Annotated in this window: 19 protein-coding genes; 6 read left to right on the forward strand and 13 right to left on the reverse strand. The window is 33.6% G+C overall.

The window, feature by feature from the left end; all coding sequences use genetic code 11:
• Positions 1–174: 174 nt before the first annotated feature.
• From nusA to ACQUQZ_RS14040, 3 genes are all read right to left on the reverse strand, one after another.
• Positions 175–1,419: a transcription termination factor NusA gene (gene nusA, locus ACQUQZ_RS14030; protein WP_435355628.1), complete on the reverse strand. Its 1,245-nt coding sequence runs from the start codon at positions 1,417–1,419 to the stop codon at positions 175–177.
• 110 nt (positions 1,420–1,529) lie between these two features.
• On the reverse strand, positions 1,530–1,997 hold the full coding sequence (gene rimP / locus ACQUQZ_RS14035; RefSeq protein ID WP_435355629.1) for a ribosome maturation factor RimP: 468 nt from the start codon (positions 1,995–1,997) through the stop codon (positions 1,530–1,532).
• 151 nt (positions 1,998–2,148) lie between these two features.
• Positions 2,149–2,604, reverse strand: coding sequence for a hypothetical protein (locus tag ACQUQZ_RS14040; protein ID WP_435355630.1), 456 nt, complete (start codon positions 2,602–2,604; stop codon positions 2,149–2,151).
• A gap of 289 nt (positions 2,605–2,893) precedes the next feature.
• Here ACQUQZ_RS14040 and ACQUQZ_RS14045 point away from each other — a divergent pair, with 289 nt between their 5' ends.
• From ACQUQZ_RS14045 to ACQUQZ_RS14070, 6 genes are all read left to right on the forward strand, one after another.
• Positions 2,894–3,961, forward strand: coding sequence for an endonuclease/exonuclease/phosphatase family protein (locus ACQUQZ_RS14045; RefSeq protein ID WP_435355631.1), 1,068 nt, complete (start codon positions 2,894–2,896; stop codon positions 3,959–3,961).
• A 157-nt stretch (positions 3,962–4,118) separates the two neighbouring features.
• Complete coding sequence (gene dprA, locus ACQUQZ_RS14050; protein ID WP_435355632.1) at positions 4,119–5,228, forward strand: DNA-processing protein DprA; 1,110 nt, start codon at positions 4,119–4,121, stop codon at positions 5,226–5,228.
• Between the two features lie 168 nt (positions 5,229–5,396).
• Positions 5,397–6,203 (forward strand): alpha/beta fold hydrolase, encoded by an 807-nt coding sequence (locus tag ACQUQZ_RS14055; protein WP_435355633.1) that lies wholly within the window; start codon positions 5,397–5,399, stop codon positions 6,201–6,203.
• Positions 6,204–6,287: 84 nt separating this feature from the next.
• Positions 6,288–7,709 (forward strand): amidohydrolase, encoded by a 1,422-nt coding sequence (locus ACQUQZ_RS14060; RefSeq protein WP_435355634.1) that lies wholly within the window; start codon positions 6,288–6,290, stop codon positions 7,707–7,709.
• A gap of 856 nt (positions 7,710–8,565) precedes the next feature.
• Positions 8,566–8,910 (forward strand): LytTR family transcriptional regulator DNA-binding domain-containing protein, encoded by a 345-nt coding sequence (locus ACQUQZ_RS14065; RefSeq protein WP_435355635.1) that lies wholly within the window; start codon positions 8,566–8,568, stop codon positions 8,908–8,910.
• Between the two features lie 96 nt (positions 8,911–9,006).
• A complete protein-coding gene (locus ACQUQZ_RS14070) occupies positions 9,007–10,923 on the forward strand; it encodes a tail fiber domain-containing protein (protein ID WP_435355636.1) in 1,917 nt (638 codons plus the stop codon).
• Between the two features lie 9 nt (positions 10,924–10,932).
• Here the strand turns inward: ACQUQZ_RS14070 and ACQUQZ_RS14075 are convergent, their stop codons facing one another.
• The 10 genes from ACQUQZ_RS14075 to ccoS form a co-directional block, all read right to left on the reverse strand.
• Entirely contained in the window at positions 10,933–11,628 is a 696-nt protein-coding gene (locus tag ACQUQZ_RS14075) for a sulfite exporter TauE/SafE family protein (RefSeq protein ID WP_435355637.1), read from the reverse strand.
• 85 nt (positions 11,629–11,713) lie between these two features.
• Positions 11,714–12,151: a FixH family protein gene (locus tag ACQUQZ_RS14080; protein ID WP_435355638.1), complete on the reverse strand. Its 438-nt coding sequence runs from the start codon at positions 12,149–12,151 to the stop codon at positions 11,714–11,716.
• 103 nt (positions 12,152–12,254) lie between these two features.
• Positions 12,255–13,679 carry a cytochrome c oxidase accessory protein CcoG gene (gene ccoG / locus ACQUQZ_RS14085; protein WP_435355639.1) on the reverse strand — a complete coding sequence of 475 codons (1,425 nt, stop codon included), beginning with the start codon at positions 13,677–13,679 and terminating at the stop codon, positions 12,255–12,257.
• A gap of 68 nt (positions 13,680–13,747) precedes the next feature.
• Positions 13,748–14,536, reverse strand: a complete 789-nt coding sequence (locus ACQUQZ_RS14090) for a cbb3-type cytochrome c oxidase N-terminal domain-containing protein (protein WP_435355640.1) — start codon at positions 14,534–14,536, stop codon at positions 13,748–13,750.
• Between the two features lie 79 nt (positions 14,537–14,615).
• A complete protein-coding gene (locus ACQUQZ_RS14095; protein WP_435355641.1) occupies positions 14,616–14,780 on the reverse strand; it encodes a CcoQ/FixQ family Cbb3-type cytochrome c oxidase assembly chaperone in 165 nt (54 codons plus the stop codon).
• 91 nt (positions 14,781–14,871) lie between these two features.
• The gene (ccoN, locus tag ACQUQZ_RS14100; RefSeq protein ID WP_435355642.1) at positions 14,872–17,049 is read right to left on the reverse strand and encodes a cytochrome-c oxidase, cbb3-type subunit I; all 2,178 of its coding nucleotides are present in this window, start codon (positions 17,047–17,049) and stop codon (positions 14,872–14,874) included.
• A 153-nt stretch (positions 17,050–17,202) separates the two neighbouring features.
• On the reverse strand, positions 17,203–17,610 hold the full coding sequence (locus ACQUQZ_RS14105) for a hypothetical protein (RefSeq protein WP_435355643.1): 408 nt from the start codon (positions 17,608–17,610) through the stop codon (positions 17,203–17,205).
• 115 nt (positions 17,611–17,725) lie between these two features.
• Complete coding sequence (locus ACQUQZ_RS14110; protein WP_435355644.1) at positions 17,726–18,583, reverse strand: universal stress protein; 858 nt, start codon at positions 18,581–18,583, stop codon at positions 17,726–17,728.
• Between the two features lie 135 nt (positions 18,584–18,718).
• Positions 18,719–19,486 carry a hypothetical protein gene (locus tag ACQUQZ_RS14115; protein WP_435355645.1) on the reverse strand — a complete coding sequence of 256 codons (768 nt, stop codon included), beginning with the start codon at positions 19,484–19,486 and terminating at the stop codon, positions 18,719–18,721.
• A gap of 79 nt (positions 19,487–19,565) precedes the next feature.
• On the reverse strand, positions 19,566–19,739 hold the full coding sequence (gene ccoS / locus ACQUQZ_RS14120; protein ID WP_435355646.1) for a cbb3-type cytochrome oxidase assembly protein CcoS: 174 nt from the start codon (positions 19,737–19,739) through the stop codon (positions 19,566–19,568).
• Positions 19,740–19,802 lie beyond the last annotated feature (63 nt).

The raw sequence follows: 19,802 nt of genomic DNA on the forward strand, positions 1-19,802 counted from the left end.
ATAGGTTAGAAACCTATAAGTAGCAAAATTCAAACAATCGGCATTTCAGAATTTTATAATCAACTGATTATCAGGTTATTATTTTACATTCTTCATCTCGATTAGTTTTAAATTACTACTTAATAACCTTTCCAACGAATAATTTGACAGAAAGGTTTTATAAACTACACTCATTTATTCAAATTCTCTGCGTAATACTTCCATTACCTCTTCGATTGTCTCTTCTTCTAATTCAGTTCGGCGAGCAATATCTTCTTTTGAAATGGCCAAAACAGATTTAGCTGTATCAAGACCGATTTTGCGGAATTCATCCAATACCCAATCTTCGATTTCATCAGAGAATTCAGACAAATCAACATCTTCCTCGTCTTCTTCACCTTCAATGTCTCTGAATACGTCTAATTCCATCCCCACTAGTTTCCCTGCCAATTTGATATTCATACCGCCTTTACCAATTGCCAAAGAAACTTGATCTGGTTTCAAGTAAACAGCTACACGCTTACGCTCATTATCTACCTGAATATTACTAATCTTTGCAGGGCTTAATGCTCTTGAAATCAACAAGTTAAGATTATCGGTCCATTGAATAACGTCAATATTTTCGTTTTCCAATTCTCTAACAATTGTATGAATTCTTGAACCTTTCATCCCAACACAAGCTCCCACTGGATCGATACGATCATCGTAAGACTCAACTGCGACTTTGGCTCTCTCGCCTGGTTCACGAACAATTTTACGAACTGAAATAAGTCCATCCAAAATTTCTGGAATTTCTTGCTCAAACAAACGTTCCAAAAATACTGGTGAAGTTCGTGAAAGTGTAATTCTTGGTGTACCATTGTTCATTTCAACTTTATGAACAACAGCTTTGATACTTGAACCCTTTCTTGGTCTATCTTTTGGTATTTGCTCAGTTTTTGGTAAAACTAATTCGTTGCTTTCGCTATCTAAGCAAACAAATTCTTTTCCTAAAATTTGATATACTTCCACGATAATTAATTCACCAACCAAGTCCTTATACTTCAAATAAAGCATTTCTTTTTCCAAATCTTTGATTTTTTGAATCAAAGTTTGGCGAGCTGTTTGCACTACACGACGACCGAAATCTTCTAATTTAACTTCATCAGCTACTTCTTCACCAATTTCGAAATCGGGTTGAATTTTTTGAGCCTCCGAAAGCATAATTTTATCAGTATCCCAAATATCTTCCGAGTTGTCATCAACGATTTCTCTTGTACGCCACATCTCCAAGTCACCGCTATCGGCATTGATGATGACATCAAAATTATGGTCTGAGCCAAATTTTTTACGAATCATTGTGCGAAAAACGTCTTCCAACACTTTAATCATGGTTGGTCGGTCGATGTTTTTTTCACGGGCAAATTCCGAAAAGGATGCTATTAACTCTCCACTGTGCATATTTTGAATTAGTTCTGAGTTCTGAGTTTTGAGTGCTGAATGTAAAAATGCTATTTATTTCTAAATTAGCTAACATTTTTATGACCAAAAAACTCGTAAACCTCTTTATATTATTTGAATGATATAATTACTTGTGATTCTTTTATAGTATCAAACGCAATACTCATTGGTATTATTTCCTCTGTTTTCTTACGTTTTTTTTCTTCAATAATGGTAATCTTTTGGCTATCAACCTCTTCCAATTTTCCTTTAACAATCGTTCCGTTTTTGAGTGTTATTTGTAAGCTACGTCCAATATTTTTTCGATACATCCTTTCTGACTTCAACAAAACATCAACACCAGGCGACGACACTTCCAAAGTATATTTTTCAGGCATTATTTCATCTAAGCTTTCGCCTAATTGACGACTAATCGCCCGACATTCATCAATCTTAATTCCTTCATCAGAATCTAATAGAATGGTAACTTTACTATTTAATTTCGATAAAGACACTTTAATATCAACCACAAAAAACTTATCATTTTCGAGAAGTGGTTGTAAAAGTTGTTCGATTTTTGATTTAACTTCAGTATTCATATTTTGCGATAGCAATGACAAGAAAAAAAGGAGGGCTTCGCACCTCCTTTTTCACAATTCTACCGCAAATGTAGGTATTTATTTCCGTTTTTGCAAGTTTGATTACTATATTTTATTTGAATTATTAATTCAAATAGTATTCTCTGCTTTATCATTGAAAATTTCTCAATTTCTGCTTCGAATATTCATATACGATGATTGCTGGCACATAGAACGTAATATCGGCAACAATTTTAGCAAGAATGATTCCTAACCATATATCATTTACCCAAATTGGAAAATAATACATGAGCGTTGGTCGAATAAAAAGACTATCAGCAACTTCTGTAAATCCAAATTCCACAACCAAAGCTCTTATATTTTGAATGAAAGTATGAAATGAATATTTTTTATTTTTCTTTCTTAATTCCTTCTTAGCAGCGAAAATATCAGCAAGTAACATGTACCCAAAATAAACAATATTCCCAACCCACGTTCCCACCAAAGCTGTAGTCAGATGATTTTGTGTTATTTTAAATGTAAAAACCGAAGACAAAATTGTTGCCGTGCTGGAAATAATTCCAGCAGGCATATACCTCTTTGCCCATTCGATTACTTTATTTTTCATAGCACTTTTCATTGTTGTGTAAATTTCATCATCAAACAACTCATTTTTGAGTAAAGGTAATATTAAAAAAGTAATTCAAAATGAGATTCTATCGTGTATATTTCGTAATTTCAAGTTTAGGAACTATTTTTAGGCAATGATTTTGACACATCAAATTCCACTATATACATAACTCTCTTATCATCAATCAATTATCTGTATTATTATTTAGTAATACTTGTTCGGAGAGTCATTTTAATCACAAAAAATGGTATTGATTAGAAAATTTTTAAAGCGTTTTTTATTCTTAATGAATATTTTACTGGCCTTATATACTTTATTAGTATATCAGTTGAGTTATTCAGTAAGTGTAAAGCATTGGCTTGCCGGTTTTTTAATGCTTTCAATGCCATTTGTTTTGTTGGGTAACTTCTTATTTGTTTTAATTTGGATTTTTCGTAAGTCTTATCGTACATTTCTTTCTTTAGGTATTCTTATTCTGGGTTTTCCATTTATTTTAAGAACCATTTCTTGGCATAATATTGATAGTAACGATACTCGTAAAGGACTCACAATTTTGAGTTATAATCTTATGTGGTGCGATGCTTTTACTTACATTGACCAACACGATACCACCAATGCTATCAATATAGTAAAAAAAGTTGTTGATATTGATGCCGATATTAAATGTGTACAAGAGTTATATAACTGGGATGGTTTTCCGCAATTCCAAACAATTAAAAAACTTCGAGGTACACATAAATACTATACTTATGTTCATTCAACTCCTGGTAATGACAAAGGTCAGGGAGATATTGGATTAGCTATTTTTTCTAAATACCCAATCATAAGAAAACAAGAAAAACATTGGTCAATTAATCATAACGGGTTACTTTCTGCTGATATTGTTGTCAAAAGAGATACAATCCGAGTCATCAATGTTCAACTCCGCTCAATGGGTATTCGAGTACAGCGTGTAATTGCAGCAAAACAAGACAAAGAAAAAGCAAAACAAGAAGCCAAAACTATTTATCATCAATTGAAAGGTGGTTTTGAAGACCGAGGGATTCAAGTAAAAGAATTAGAAAAATGGATACAAGAAAGCCCCTACCCTTTGATTGTTTGTGGAGACTTTAATGAATTACCTTATGGTTTTGCGTATGGAAAAGTACGTAATTATTTAGAAAACGCTTTTGAAGAAGCAGGTCGAGGATTTGGATTTACTTATCACAAAAAGCCAGGTTTTATTAGAATTGATAACCAATTCTTTGATAATAAGTATTTTGAAATCAAACGTTTTAAAACATTTTCAGAAACACCATATTCCGACCATTATCCTATTTGGGGAGAATATATAATAAGAAATAAAGAATTGTGATTGTAGATTTCGGAATGAGGAATTGGAAATGTAAATTCTATACAATTTTTAAGAAAATATAGATTATCCACTTGAATAGATTTTATAAGATTTTTTTTATTTGTTTTTTATTTAAAATACCACAAACTAATATAAATTATCAACACACTTTAAGTTTATGGAAAAACTTTATCAGATTGCTTTAACGCATGTTGAAGGTGTCGGAGGAGTTTCATTTAGGCAACTAATTAGCCATTTTGGTTCAGCAGAAAATGTTTTTAAAGCAAAAACTGATAAACTTCTTAAAATTTCTGGGATTGGGCAAACAATAATCGAAGGTTTAAAAAGTAAGAATTTGCTTGCTAATGCAGAAAAACACCTACTTGAAGCTGAAAAGAAACAAATAACACTACTTTTTTCGACCGAAAAAAATTATCCTTCACGCCTAAAATTACTTTATGATGCTCCAGCCGTACTTTATTATAAAGGGAATGCTGATTTAAGCCATTTCCGAACAATAGGTATTGTTGGCACAAGACAGGCCACTGATTATGGAAAAAAAATAACTGAAGAACTTGTGCATGGAATCAAGCCATACAATCCACTGATAGTGAGTGGATTAGCTTATGGCATAGACATAGCAGCCCATAAATCTGCCCTCGAAAATAAACTTCCTACTATTGCAGTTTTAGCAAGTGGATTAGATATTATTTATCCTTCACAACACGAAAAATATATTGAGCAAATATGTCAAGAAGGTGGGATTATCTCTGAAAATCCACTTGGAATGCAACCTATACGCAATTTATTTATTGCCAGAAATCGCATTATTGCTGGTTTGAGCGATGCGTCAGTTGTGATTGAATCTGCCAGTAAAGGAGGGGCAATGGTTACTGCAGAGTATGCCAATAATTATCACCGTGAGGTTTTTGCTGTACCAGGCACTTTAGCGAGTAAATATTCGGAAGGGTGCAATAAGCTTATCAAACAAAATAAAGCTAATATTTATACAAAAGTTGATGATATTATAGAAATTTTAAATTGGAATATTGAATCGAATGTCGAAAGTCAGTCTAAAAAGACAAATAGCACTGAATTAGATTTAAGTTTATTTACAAACGAAGAAAGTCAGGTGATTGCTCATCTTCGCCAACATGGAGAAATGCAAATTGATGAATTGAGTTGGCAAACACAAATTTCCATTAATCGGGTAGCTTCACTCCTACTCAATCTTGAATTTCAAGGTATAATCAAAGCTATGCCTGGAAAAAAGTTTGGCTTAAAGTAGCATTAAAATTATTTTTTCTCAAACGTTTTATCTTGAAACTACGTTTATTTATTACGTTTCATATTTTTTAGAAGATAAATACAGATTCAAGTGAAATCACAGTTAAAATTCACATTAATATTTATTACATTTAGTGTTGTACTGGTTTCTTGTTTTAATAAATGGATTATGACAGATAAAGAGCTAAGATTACATTATGAAAATCGACTTGCCAAGCCTTTTTATCACGTTATTGAAAATGACTCCATTAAATTGCATTTTGTAACTTTCGGGTCGGATACTGCTCAACCAGTCATTTTTATTCATGGAGCCCCTGGCTCTTGGGATGGTTATCTGAATATGCTTGATGATAGCCTACTGCAACATAATTTTCATCTCATTTCGGTAGATAGACCAGGCTACGGAAAATCTCAAAAATTTGGTACATTGGGTCATCCTAAAAAAAGAACTTATTCACTCGAACAACAAGCAAAAAGCATTATTCTTGCACTAAAAAACAATCATTCGCATAAAAAAGCAATCATTATTGGTCGTTCGTATGGAGCTCCAGTAGCGGCCAAAATTGCAGCATTGTTTCCAGAAAAAATTGAAAAGATTATTTTACTTTCACCAGCAATTGACCCCGATACTGAAAAATTTTGGTGGTTTTCAAAATTCGGGAAAGTATTTTTAGTACGTTGGTTCTTACCCGAAAGAATGAATACTGCAACTGATGAAAAGTATGCTCACACAAAAGAGTTAAGAATCTTGAAAAATGACTGGCAAAAAATCAAATCTGACGTAACTGTAATGGTCGGTGGGCAAGATTGGATTGTTGATACAACAAATTTTTCTTTTGCAAAAAGGATGCTTGTTGGAAAAAATGCTAAATTTATATTTATTCCTGAATCAGGGCATTTGATTTCAAAAACAAGGCCTGATTTGGTAAAAAAAGAGTTATTTATTAATAATCAGACCACAGATATTGGTAGATAAGAAGTTATTATATCCTTGTTTTACAGTGGACACTATTGGAAAGAAATTACCTAAACTAATCATAAACCAAACTTCATCTAAAACATGAAACACCTGTTTTTATTACTCTCCTTTGTAAGTTTGAGTATTTTTGCCCAAAACTCAAAAGACAAAATGCTTGAAAGTATCAGCAAAAAAGAAATGTATTATGGCGGCATTGCCAAACAAATCTGGAACTATGCTGAAGTCGGTTATCAAGAAACTAAAAGCTCTAATTTATTACAAGAAACACTTAGCAAAGAAGGCTTTAAGATTGAAAAAGGTGTTGCAGGAATTCCCACTGCATTTACAGCAAGTTTTGGTGAAGGAAAACCAATCATAGGTATTTTGGGCGAGTTTGATGCTTTGCCAGGATTGTCACAAGATTCAACAGCCGACCAAAAATCAGTCGGTGGAATCGCTGGCCATGCTTGTGGGCATCATCTATTTGGCACTGCCTCAGCAGCTGCAGCCATTGCAGTAAAAGAGTATATGAAAGCCAATAATATCAAAGGAACGCTTCGTTTTTATGGAACACCTGCCGAAGAAGGTGGCTCTGGTAAAGTGTATATGGTGCGTGAAGGTTTATTCAATGATGTTGATGTAGTTGTTCACTGGCATCCAGGTTCTTCAAATAGTGCAAGTTTTGGTACTTCATTAGCAAATAAATCAGGAAAATTTCGTTTTCATGGTATTTCAGCTCATGCGGCTGCCTCTCCTGAAAAAGGCCGTTCGGCTTTGGATGGTGTAGAAGCAATGGATAATATGGTAAATATGTTACGTGAACATGTACCTTCTGACACTCGTATTCATTATGTAATTACTAATGGCGGAAAAGCTCCTAACGTGGTACCCGATTTTGCTGAGGTCTATTATTATGCAAGAAGTCCACGTAGAACTGATGTGATGGATGTGTGGTCTCGCATTGAAAAAGCAGCCAAAGGAGCAGCTATGGGAACCGACACACAAGTAGATTGGGAATTGACAGGTGGAACTTACGAACTTTTGCCTAATGAAACCCTTGCAAAAGTGATGCACGCAAACCTAACTAAAGTTGGTGGAATGACCTACACAGCTGAAGAAAAAGCATTTGCAGAAAAAATTTCAAAAACCTTAGGTTTAGAAAGCATAAAATATGATGATGCCACAGGTGTAAAACCATTATCGGCCGAAAAAGGTGCGGGTGGTTCAACCGATGTAGGTGATGTTAGTTGGACAGTACCAACCGTTGGACTGTCAACTGCAACTTGGGTTCCTGGAACACCAGCACATAGTTGGCAGGCCGTTGCAGCGGGTGGCATGAGTATTGGTAGAAAAGGAATGGTAATCGCTGCAAAAACTTTGGCCTTAACAGCAACTGACCTTTTTGAAAACCCACAATTGATAAAAGATGCAAAAACTGAATTTGAAAAAGCCCGTGGCACTAAAGAATTCAAGTATCAGGCGATGGTTGGTGACAGAAAACCTGCTTTGGATTATAGGAAGTAATAGCTAAAATTGAATAAATATTCTATTTTAAACAAAAAAGCATCAGGATCGAATCTGATGCTTTTTGTTTATTACCCAAATTTATTGGCCAATTCTATGAGTATCGATTATTTATCGATACTTAATATAAAAAAAATTCTGTGAGATCTGTGTATGGCACCCAAAATCTCAACCTAATTAAAGTGTAGATTTAGTTTTTTTATTTACAGTACTAAAGTAAAATTTGCTAAATACCCATTTAAAATTAGCTTTTTTCCCTTTCATAAAACTATTTTAAGATAAAATAGCAATTAGTCAGCATAAAGTCTAAACAAATAACTAAACGAAACACTCTATCTTTTTAGTGTGTATTTTAAGGCTTCAACCAATTTCACTTCAAAAAGATAATAAAAGATCGTTTATGGTTTACTTTCAAACCAAAAGGTGCAAGAATTTCAAAGCACCCTAAGGCAACAAATGACCGTTTAATAAAAATGGATAGTTAAAACCATATTTAATCTACTATTTTGAATATCGTAAAAGTTTCTCAAATATTAGAAAAATATAATTTATAAAAATTAAAACTGATCTCTGAATAATCAAAAATATGATAAAAAAACACCTACTTACCTTCTTGGTGCCTTTGCATCTTTTTACAGCATAGGTATTTCCATTATCCGAATTTAATTCTTACCATGAAAAACCACTGATAACATGATCTCCAAATAAATTCTAACTTTCAATTGGTTACAAGCTATCCTTCAAAAATTACTGGTCTGTGATAATATTTAATCTTTGCAAAATTCAAATTAAACTAATATTTAATAATGAATTTTTGCTTATTAATACCCTTTTGTTTGATATTTAAAAATAGCCTATGAATTCTTCAAATAACCTTCCAAATACCCTAGTTCACGTGGGCGGACGTAAACATGTGCAACCTGAAGAAGTAATTATACTCATTGCTGATAGTAACTACACAACTATCTTTCTCGCCAGTGGCAAAAATTTTATGGTGGCAACTAATATTGGTAAAATACAAAAAATATTGCAAGCCCATGGACAATTTATTAGAACAAACAAAGCTCAAGTCGTTAATTGGGCTTATGTCATCAGTAGCACCTATAATCAACTTTTACTTCACGATAATAAGATAGTGATATTTTCAAGAAGAAGGAGAATAAAAGTAAGACCACAATTAATATCAAATATTCATAAATGAATTCCCACCTACATTATTGTAGGCAATTCATCTTCTCAATTAAGAAATATTTTACTAATTTTTTCTAATCATTCATGCTTAAAAACTCTATTAATCATGAACAACCTTAAAACCAATGCTTTCTTTAGGAGTAAGAAGGAACTGCTTATGAAAAATTATTTTTTACTATTTTTATTATTAAGTACATTCATCTCCAAAGGTCAAATTTTTACACAAAATTTAAACGATGGTTCAATTACAATTACGCCAAAAGGGCTAAAAGGAAATACCAATAGTGGAACACTCATTAATAATGTAGCACTCGGCTCAAACGCATTGGGTTTGAATACCACAGGTCAGGCTAATACTGCAATTGGATTTTATTCTCTTTATGCTAATACTACTGGTAGCAATAATACTGCTAATGGAAATTGGTCTCTTCAAAGTAATACAATTGGTAACAATAATACTGCTAATGGGCAAGGTGCTTTAACTTTCAACAACACGGGAAGTTTTAATACGGCTGATGGCAACTTGGCACTTCACGAGAATTCAAGTGGGGTTGGAAATACGGCGACAGGAAATTCTGCACTAGAAAAAAATACAATTGGGAACTATAATACTGCAAATGGTAGTTGGGCCTTACAATTTAATACGACTGGTAATGCTAATACTGCTACTGGAAATGGGTCACTTTTAAATAACACCAATGGTTACAATAATACTGCAAATGGACAAAATGCTTTGCTAAAGAATACAACTGGGAATGCTAATACTGCATATGGGCAAGGTAGTCTTCAAAACAATACAACTGCGAACAATAATACAGCTACTGGACACATTTCGTTGAAAAACAACACAACTGGTCATGATAATACTGCAAATGGACAAGCTTCTTTGCTAAACAATACAATTGGTAATTTTAATTCTGCAACTGGGCAAGGCAGTCTTCAAGAAAATACAGAAGGAAACTCTAATACAGCAAATGGAAATTGGTCTCTACAATCAAATACCACTGGCAATGCTAATACAGCAGTAGGTGTAGGCTCTTTGATGAAAACCACAACTGGTAGCAATAATACTGCAATTGGAAATTGGTCTCTTAATGCAAATACAACAGGAAATTATAATACTGCAAATGGAGGTAGTAGTCTACAAAACAATACATTAGGTAATTCTAATACTGCTAATGGTTTTTATTCTCTTAATGCCAATACAACTGGCAATTCCAATACATCAAATGGAGTTGGCAGTTTAGAATACAATACAACTGGTAACAATAATACCGCAAATGGATTCTGGGCTCTACGAAAAAACACTACTGGAATCAATAATACTGCGAATGGTAAAAGTAGCCTTCAAGAAAACACTATTGGTTACAATAATACTGCAAATGGACAAAATGCTTTGCTAAAAAACATAACTGGTTATATGAATACTGCTGATGGGCAACAATCAGGTAATAGCATTATTACTGGTAATAACAATACATTTTTAGGCTATGCAAGTGATGCCACTGACGATTTTAGCAATGCCATGGCCATTGGTTCTAATGCTAAAGTAGATGCAAGCAATAAAGTTAGAATTGGGGATGCCTCGGTTACTGTTATTGAAGGTCAAGTACCTTTTACAACTCCATCTGACCGTCGATTAAAAGAAAACATTACAGTCAATAATCGTTTAGGATTAGATTTTATTACGCATTTAAGTCCCGTAAGTTATAATTATATTTCAGATAAAACAAAGGTTAGGCATGATGGTTTCATCGCACAGGAAGTGGAAGAAACGATGAAAAAATTAGGAGTAAGCTTTAGTGGACTGAATAAATCAAACAATGGAATGTATTCTTTGGCTTATTCTGATTTTATAATGCCTTTAGTAAATGCCGTGAAGGAACAACAAATCCAAATCAATGATTTGAAAAAACAACTGCAAGAAGCAAATGGTTTTAAACAAAAATTAGAAGATTTTGAAAAAAGAATGGCTTCATTGGAAGGATTAAAAACTGTAGGTCAGGATACTTCTAAAAAATAAGCTCTTTTCTTAATGACAAAAAGGAATATTTGATAAATCAATATTTTGTTTGATAATATGAGGATAAGCAGCGTTAAAACCTCTGATTATCAGCCAAATAGCAAGAATTGAATAAGTAATTGGAATAAGTTTTGGGAGTTTCAAGGCAAAGGTTTTTCTAAGCCATGTGGCTCCCAAACTTATACCTAACATCATAGGCAAAGTACCGAGTCCAAATAAAAACATAAATGTCATTCCGTCGGTAATGTGTTCGGTTAGAAATGCTCCGCTTAGAGCCGCATAAACCAATCCACAAGGAAGAAAACCATTTAAAAGCCCAAACAAAAACTGCGTCACAAACGAATGTTTCTTAAAAAGTGCTGATAATGAAGATTTTATAAGATTAGTAAACCTAAATATTTGAGGATTTAAGCTAATTTTATTTTGTAATGATTTGGGCAATAATACTGCCAATAAAATCAAGATTCCGAGTACAATAGAAAGCGTTTTTTGTGAAATAAAATAGCTTGTACTTTCACCAATAAAACCTACAAAAAGACCCAAAAAGCCATAAGTCAATATTCTACCGCTATTGTAAAGAATTCTTCCTGTAATAAACTTCCACTTTTTAGAAGTATCTGCTGGTAACATCATAGCAATTGGACCGCACATACCTACGCAGTGCAGACTTCCTATAAATCCCATGATGAATGCTGAGTAAAACACGTCTTTTTTAAGTTCTGAGTTCTGAGTTCTGAGTTCTGAGTTGAGTTTTTGTTAACTCATAACTCAGAACTCAACATTCAGAACTCTATAAAACCATTTTTTCTTCTTTATAATACCCTTTACCATCTTTTTTCCATGAAACTTTCACAACCCACAAACCTCTATCAAGACTTGCTACTGGAATTGATTGACTTTCAACATTGGCAATTTCAAGTTTCACGGCAAAGTCTTTTTTAGCATCGGCTGGTCTGTAAAAGTTCACTTCACCAGTTGCACCAACCGACTCTTTTGGAAAGTCAAGTTTCACTACTTGATTTTCTGGTTTGTAACCAAATTTCAATTCAGACGAAAGTTGGTTTGTATTATTCATTTGATCGATATTATCTTGATAAGCGATTTCTTTCTGATAATAGTCTTCGCTAACTAAATTAATATCTTTTTGTTGTAAACATTTCCAAACCATAAAGCCCATGAATGCTACAAAACTTAAATAAACGATTGCTATTTTTTTTCCCCAGTTCATCTTTTTTTTAATTAAGAATGGAGAATTAAAAATGATGAATTGATGAATAAAACTTTAAAAATTTAATTCTTAATTCTCCATTCTTAATTCTTAATTGATTAAACTATTCTGCTGGCCCTAAGAAATTAGTCTTTACAGTTTCGACTAAAACTTGTCCGTTGTAAACTTCAATTTTTAATGGCGTTTTTATATCAGTTACCTTATTTCTTGGCATATCCAAAAAGAAAACAGCATCTGCTCTACCTTGCATTGGTACATGAATTTTACTGCCTTGCAATCGGATAACACCTTTATTATCAGCAACTTTTAAAACTAAATCAATCGGTTCAGATGTTTTATTGACAAACTGCACATTGTATAAATTACTGATAACTCCGTTTGGTTGCTCTTGGTACATTTGCCCCGGCACACGCATAATCGTCGTTTCTACCATTGTACGACTCATTAATAAAAATGCCTCTACGCCTACTAAAAGTAACAAAACTATCGAATAAGCATAGGCTCTTGGCGACATTTTAAATGGTGTACGTTTTTCAATACTCTCTTGTGAAGCATATTTGATAAGTCCTTTAGGTTTATCAATTTTTATCATTACTTCATCACAAGCATCAATACAAGCGGTACAATTGACACATTCAAGCTGAGTGCCGTTTCTAATATCAATTCCAGTTGGACAAACTTGAACGCACAAAGCACAATCTATACAATCACCATGTTTTTGGACAGTTGATTTTTCAGGGGTTTTGCTCAATTTTCCTCTTGGCTCACCTCGAACAAAATCATACATAATTGCCATTGTACTACGTCCCATCAAAACGCCCTGCAAACGACCGTAAGGGCAAATTGCAATACAAACTTGTTCTCGTAAACGAGTAAAAACAAAGTAAAATAAACCTGTGAAAACTAAAATACCTATAAAACCAGACCAATGATATGCTGGTGAAATAGTAACGATATTAATAGTTTCTTCGATTCCAATGATATAAGCCATTGTAAAATGGGCAATTATCACAGAAAAAACGATATATATAAAATGCTTGAGTGTCTTCTTCCTAATTTTTTCAGAAGTCCATGGCCCACTATCAAGTTTTTGTTGTTGACGTGCATCTCCTTCAATCCAATATTCAATTTTACGGAAAATCATTTCCAAGAAAACTGTTTGAGGGCAAGCCCATCCACACCAAAAACGTCCATAAACTACCGTGAAGAGAATGATAAATACAAAAAAGGTAATCATTCCTATGCCAAACAACACAAAATCTTGTGGAAAGAATGGTTGTCCAAAAATCACAAACTTTCTTTCAAAAATATTCATCATCAACAAAGGCTGACCGCCAATCTTGATAAAAGGTACTGAAAAGAAGATTGCTAAAAATATAATCGTAGCAATGATTCTTTTGTTATGAAAACTCCCTTTTGGTTTCTTTGGATGTAACCAAATTCGTTTCCCATTTTTATCTACCGTGGCTATTGTGTCACGGTACTCTTCATCATAAAACTCCGAAATATTGGGTATTGTGGTAGTCATAATTTTGTACCTTCACAACCTTCTCGAAAAAAAGGTTGTGAAGGATTTTTTTATCAAAAGATAAGTATTTACTTCGTTGCAGTCGAATCAGCCGTGGCTTTGTCTCCTTGTGGAGCTTTACCATTTGGAGGATTAGTACCAGCTAAAGATACGATATAATTAGAAACGTCTTGAATTTCGTTTGGTTTCAACGTTGCTTTCCAAGAAATCATTCCTTTTTCAGGAACACCATTTTTAATGGTTTTGAAAATATCCTTGATCGTTCCGCCATGTAACCAATATTCATCGGTTAAATTTGGTCCTACGCCACCTTCACCCAAAGCTCCGTGACAAGCCACACATTTTCCAGTAAAAATTTCTTTTCCTTTCGCAACAACTTTTGAATCCGTTGCCAAAAGTTTGACAGAATTTTCATCAATACTATTGGCGTTTTTTGCTTGAAACTCTTCGATTTGTTTTTGTGCTACAGCAACTTCTTGTTGATATTCATCTTCTTGTAAAGGACTTGATTTCCAAACGTGATAATCAAGCATATAAATGATAGCAAAGACAATTGTTGCGTAGAAGAGGTATTTCCACCAAGGTGGAAGGTGATTATCCAACTCCCTGATTCCATCGTAATTGTGATTCAATAAAATCACTTCTTCTTTTTCAAGGGGAACTGCACCAGTTAGGCTTTTCCACCATACATCAAAGCTAAATGCTTCGGTTAATTTCCCGCTTCGCTCAGCATCAATTTGTTTTAATGCACGGAAAATTCCGAAAACCACAAACAAAATAACGATTGCGAAAATGACGAGAGTTACCAATACCAAGAATAGAATTAATTCATCTCCTGTTTTAAATGATAAGTTCATTTATTTCAATTTTTATGATTGATAAAATATTTTTAGTCAATGGTCGATTTTTATTATTTATCAGACCTTTATAGAAAACCTATTTTTCTTTGTCAAAAGGCAGGTTTTCCATGTATTTTACATACTTTTTATCAGCTTTAAAAACCCAAAAACCCAAAGCAGTAAAAAATACAAAAAATACAATTAATGAAAAGATGGGGAAAACTGATACGCCATCTATGCTGGATAATGCGTTTTTAAACATTGTTTTATTTGTTTTGAACCCCTCTCCAACCCTCCTTTTGAGAAGTTTTTTTACAGACTTACTCATTTTGGAGAGTTGGATGGGTTTATTTTTATTTAGCTGCTGTTTGTTCTTTTTTGATATCAGTACCCATACGCTGTAAGTAGGCAATCAAGGCGATGATTTCTCTATCAGGATTTGCTTTGATTTTAGCATCTGCTAAAGATTTCACAATACCATTGGCTTGTTCTTCTGCTTTGGCAATTGCCTCATCTTCAAAACCTTCTGGGTAAGGTACACCCAATTTACGCATGGCATTAATTTTATCTGGCAACTGATTTTTACTGTACTTATCTGATAATAACCAAGGATAAGTAGGCATAATTGAACCTGGAGACATTGTTTGTGGATCCATCATGTGGTTGTAGTGCCAACTATCAGGGTACTTTCCTCCAATACGGTGCAAATCTGGACCAGTACGTTTTGAACCCCATTGGAATGGATGGTCATAAACAAATTCTCCCGCTTTTGAATATTCTCCATAACGCTCGGTTTCCGAACGGAATGGTCGAATCATTTGTGAGTGACAAGTATAACATCCTTCACGGATATAAATATCACGACCTTCCAATTCAAGTGGAGTATAAGGTTTTACAGAAGCAATAGTCGGAATATTAGATTCGACCAACCACGTTGGAACAAATTCAACTACACCACCAATGATAACAGCAACCAAGGCTAAAATCATAAACATAACTGGTTTACGTTCTATCACTGCGTGCCAACCTTCGCCTGCAATTGTTACGTTTTTCACCAATGCTGGAGCTTCATCATATTCATCAGCTACAAAACTTCCTTGCCCTGCTGTTTTGATTAAATTATAAATCATGATGAAAGTACCAACCAAATACAACAACCCCCCAAAGGCACGCATCGCATATAAAGGAACGATTTGTGTTACAGTTTCAAGGAAGTTAGGGTAAGCCAAAAACCCTTCTTTTGTAAATTCTTTCCACATCAAACTTTGTGTAAAACCAGCCCAATACATTGGCAGCGTCCAAAACAAAATTCCAAGTGTTCCTACCCAAAAGTGTGTATTAGCTAAAGAAATGGAGTATATTTTTGTTTTCCACATTCTTGGTACCATCCAGTAAAGCATACCGAAAATCATGAATCCATTCCAACCTAAACCACCTACGTGTACGTGTGCAATTGTCCAATCGGTAAAGTGAGAGATGGCGTTTACATTTTTTAATGATAACAATGGACCTTCAAATGTAGCCATACCATAAGCAGTAACAGCCACAACAAAGAATTTTAAAACTGGGTCTTCACGAACTCTATCCCAAGCACCACGAAGTGTTAAGAGACCATTCAACATACCACCCCAAGATGGAGCAATCAGCATAATTGAGAAAACTGTACCTAAACTCTGAGCCCAATCAGGCAAAGAAGAATAAAGTAAGTGGTGAGGCCCAGCCCATATATATAGGAAAATAAGTGACCAGAAGTGAATAATCGAAAGTTTGTAAGAGAAAACTGGGCGATTAGCAGCTTTAGGCATGAAATAATACATTAAACCTAAAAATGGTGTTGTCAAGAAAAATGCAACCGCATTATGTCCATACCACCATTGTACAAGAGCATCTTGCACGCCAGCATAAAGTGAATAACTTTTTGTCCATGAAATTGGTAATTCAAATGAATTAACAATATGAAGCATGGCAACAGTAATGAAAGTAGCAATATAAAACCAAACCGCTACATACATGTGACGTTCACGACGCTTGATAATTGTACCGATCATATTGATACCAAAAACTACCCATATTAAGGCAATTGCAATATCAATCGGCCATTCTAACTCTGCATATTCTTTACCAGTTGTCAATCCTAATGGTAATGAAAGTGCAGCAGCAACGATAATTAATTGCCAACCCCAAAAATGAGTCCAACTTAAAAATCGGTTAAACATTGCGGTTTTTAATAACCTGGGCATTGAATAATAAACCCCTGCAAACATGGCATTGCCCACAAAAGCGAAAATGATTGCATTGGTATGTAGTGGGCGAATACGTCCGAAAGTTGTATATGGAATTCCGAAATTAGCCGTTGGCCAAAAAAGTTGGGTTGCAGCCGTAAGGCCTACCAACATTCCGACAACTCCAAAAATTACGGCAGCAATCATAAAGGCTTTCACTACTTTATTGTCATAGTAAAAGCCCTCTAATGACCCCCCACCCCCCGATTGAGAGTCACTATTAAAAAAAGGTTTGGCAAATAATCGCATATGATTTGGTTTATGGTAGATAGTAAAAATTCTATTAGACTGATAATGAGAGATTTACAACACTTTCAATCGTTATCATGCTGTAAAATTACAAGCAGACCCCAATCAAAAACATGATTGAGGTCTGCTAAAAATATGATAGAAATCATACTATCAATTAAGTATAGGCACTTCTTCTTGCGAAGCAATAAATTCACGGAACTTTACTTTTGTTGCTCTGTAATCTGATTCAAAATAAATCATCTCTTCATTCAGGTATTGATGATCTTTCTTTAATTCACTATCAAAAAGTTTATCATTAAGTACTCCTTGTGCAAGTTCTCGTTCAATCGCGGATAGTTCTTGAATTAAACGATTAATGAGTCGTTGGTAATGATGAAATTGATTAACAAACTCAGCAACTATCAATGACTGATGTGAATTATTTAAAGTAAGTATTTTATACTCATCCAAAATTTTTAAGAAAAAATTGGATTCTTGAGCAATACTTTCTAGTTCATTTCTCCAGAGCTTATGCTCGAAATGAGCATGATTTAATTGATATATTTTTGATGTCTTCATTGCATTATATAATTTATAAATATGAACGAGAAGCCTCAATTGATTTTGAATCTACTAATTTCCAACAGTCAAAATCTAATCTAACTACTAAAAGCTAATCGCTGAATACTAATCATTAAAATGTAACAACCTCTGCCTCGTCAATAGCTTCTTCATTTACCTTATCATAGATGCTCAAAAGAGGCACTGTTGGGTGGAAAGCAAATTTTCTTGTAGTACTTCTATTAAAAATCACATCAAAAAATGTATGATGGCGAGATAACATTACCAATAAATCGGCTCTATGAAACTCCAAAAACTCTTTGATTCCTTTTTCAACATCTTCATTTTTAATATAAAAATCTTCAGTTTCAATATTATCAAAGTAATTATGATACTCAAATTTTGCTAAACCATCCAATTGCTCGGGTGTTTGAGTGTTTTTCAAAACCGTTAAAAAAGTAAGTTTAGCATCCTTACGAGTAAGCAACTCTTTTAGATTTTTAAATACCGCAAACTCGCTCACTTGTCCATAATCAACTGCTAAAACAACATTTTTCACAGTATTTATCATCGCATTTGATGGAATGACAAGTGTATTAGTTTGAACATTTCTTATCACATCAGTAGCCACACTTCCAAAAAACAAGTTATTCCCAATACCGCTGGCACCAATTACAACCAAATCATAATGGTTGGTTTGATTCAAAATTTCAATCGCACTCGCTGGCGAAACAGGCATAAACTCAGTTTTATAAGTATGGATTGATTCATTGTCAAACTGCTTAATTCCTTGCAAAAAACCTTTCATTAAATTTTCTGCATTGACTCTCAGATCATCTAAAACATACAGAGCAATTTCAGGTTGAGCAGTGGTGCCGTAAGTATTAAGAAATGTAAATTCACAAGCTGTATCACTAAATAATGCTAAAGCATAATGAATCGCTTTTTCAGATGCTTTAGAAAAATCGGTCGGAAGCAGAATCTTTTTCATTGGAAATGTTTGATTAATTAATGAAACAAATGTAGAAACCCCAATGCCAAGAAAGAATGACAAACGATTGATTACAATATGAGAGAAGTCAGATTATTGATAAACAGTGTTCGAGGTGTGGTAAAAAATAGGCAATTATTTAAAAATACGCTTAGCTATTTCGGGTTTTAAGGTAGGTAAGATTTCTTCAGCGGAAAATTCAAGTTTTAGACCTTTATTTACACCAACTACATCTTCAAGTAAATAAACAACCAGATATAAAATACCACTTTGTTTTCGCTCCAATCCAATTTGTCGGTCGAATGCTTTCCAATCTGGCACAAGTTTTAAGTGTTTTTGTTCAACTCTATTTGCAATTAAGCTAAATAATGTATTTTGAGATTTTGTATCTTGTTTGAAAATATCCGCTTCTAATAAAAATCTTTTTTGTTTCAAGTCATATAATTCCCAGTCTTGATTTTCGCAACATGGCTTGTCATCATTTTTACAATTACCTGTTTTCAGAAAAAAGCCGAATAAATCGTTCTGAACATAGGTTACATAAGTCATTTTATAAAAATAATGAAATGAAGCAATATCAAAACATTCTTTATCACCATCACAAGTACCAAAAAAGGTCATTCCTGATAACCAATCATTGATATAGTTTTGTGCAGTTGTATCTTTTATACCACCTACGACTGCGTGAGTTGTTTCCCATTTGCAATCATATTCTTTATAATACTCTGTATATTTTACATTTTTGACTGTGATGATGTCATTTTTATTCTTAAAAAATTGAATTTCAGGGACATTCAAAAATGCACTTGGTTGAGCTTGAGTTCTACTTGAAAAAAGAAAATTAGAAAGAATTAATATTACAGATGTTTTAAGTATAAGACATCTTTTCTTCGTTTGTTTCATAAAATTGGCTTAATTTTGAAACAAAGTAAATTTAAATGGCAAGAAATTTATCTGACTGTGAGCAATTCAAAACATGATTTTAAACATCTTTTGAGCCAACTTCTTTTTCCTTTGGCGTATGATCAAATAACATTCTAACAGATGGTGTGTATGTATCATCATATTGACCATCCTTTGTTGCCCAAATAAACGCTCCTAAAAAACCTCCTGCTACAGTTATGGCAGCTATGGCTAAAAACAATATGATATTCATAAATTATTTGTTTTGTAGAACAAGTTTCCAACTTGTTCACTATATTGAAAAAATATATACTGA

It is taken from the genome of Emticicia sp. SJ17W-69, from assembly GCF_051209875.1.
Lineage (GTDB): Bacteria > Bacteroidota > Bacteroidia > Cytophagales > Spirosomataceae > Emticicia.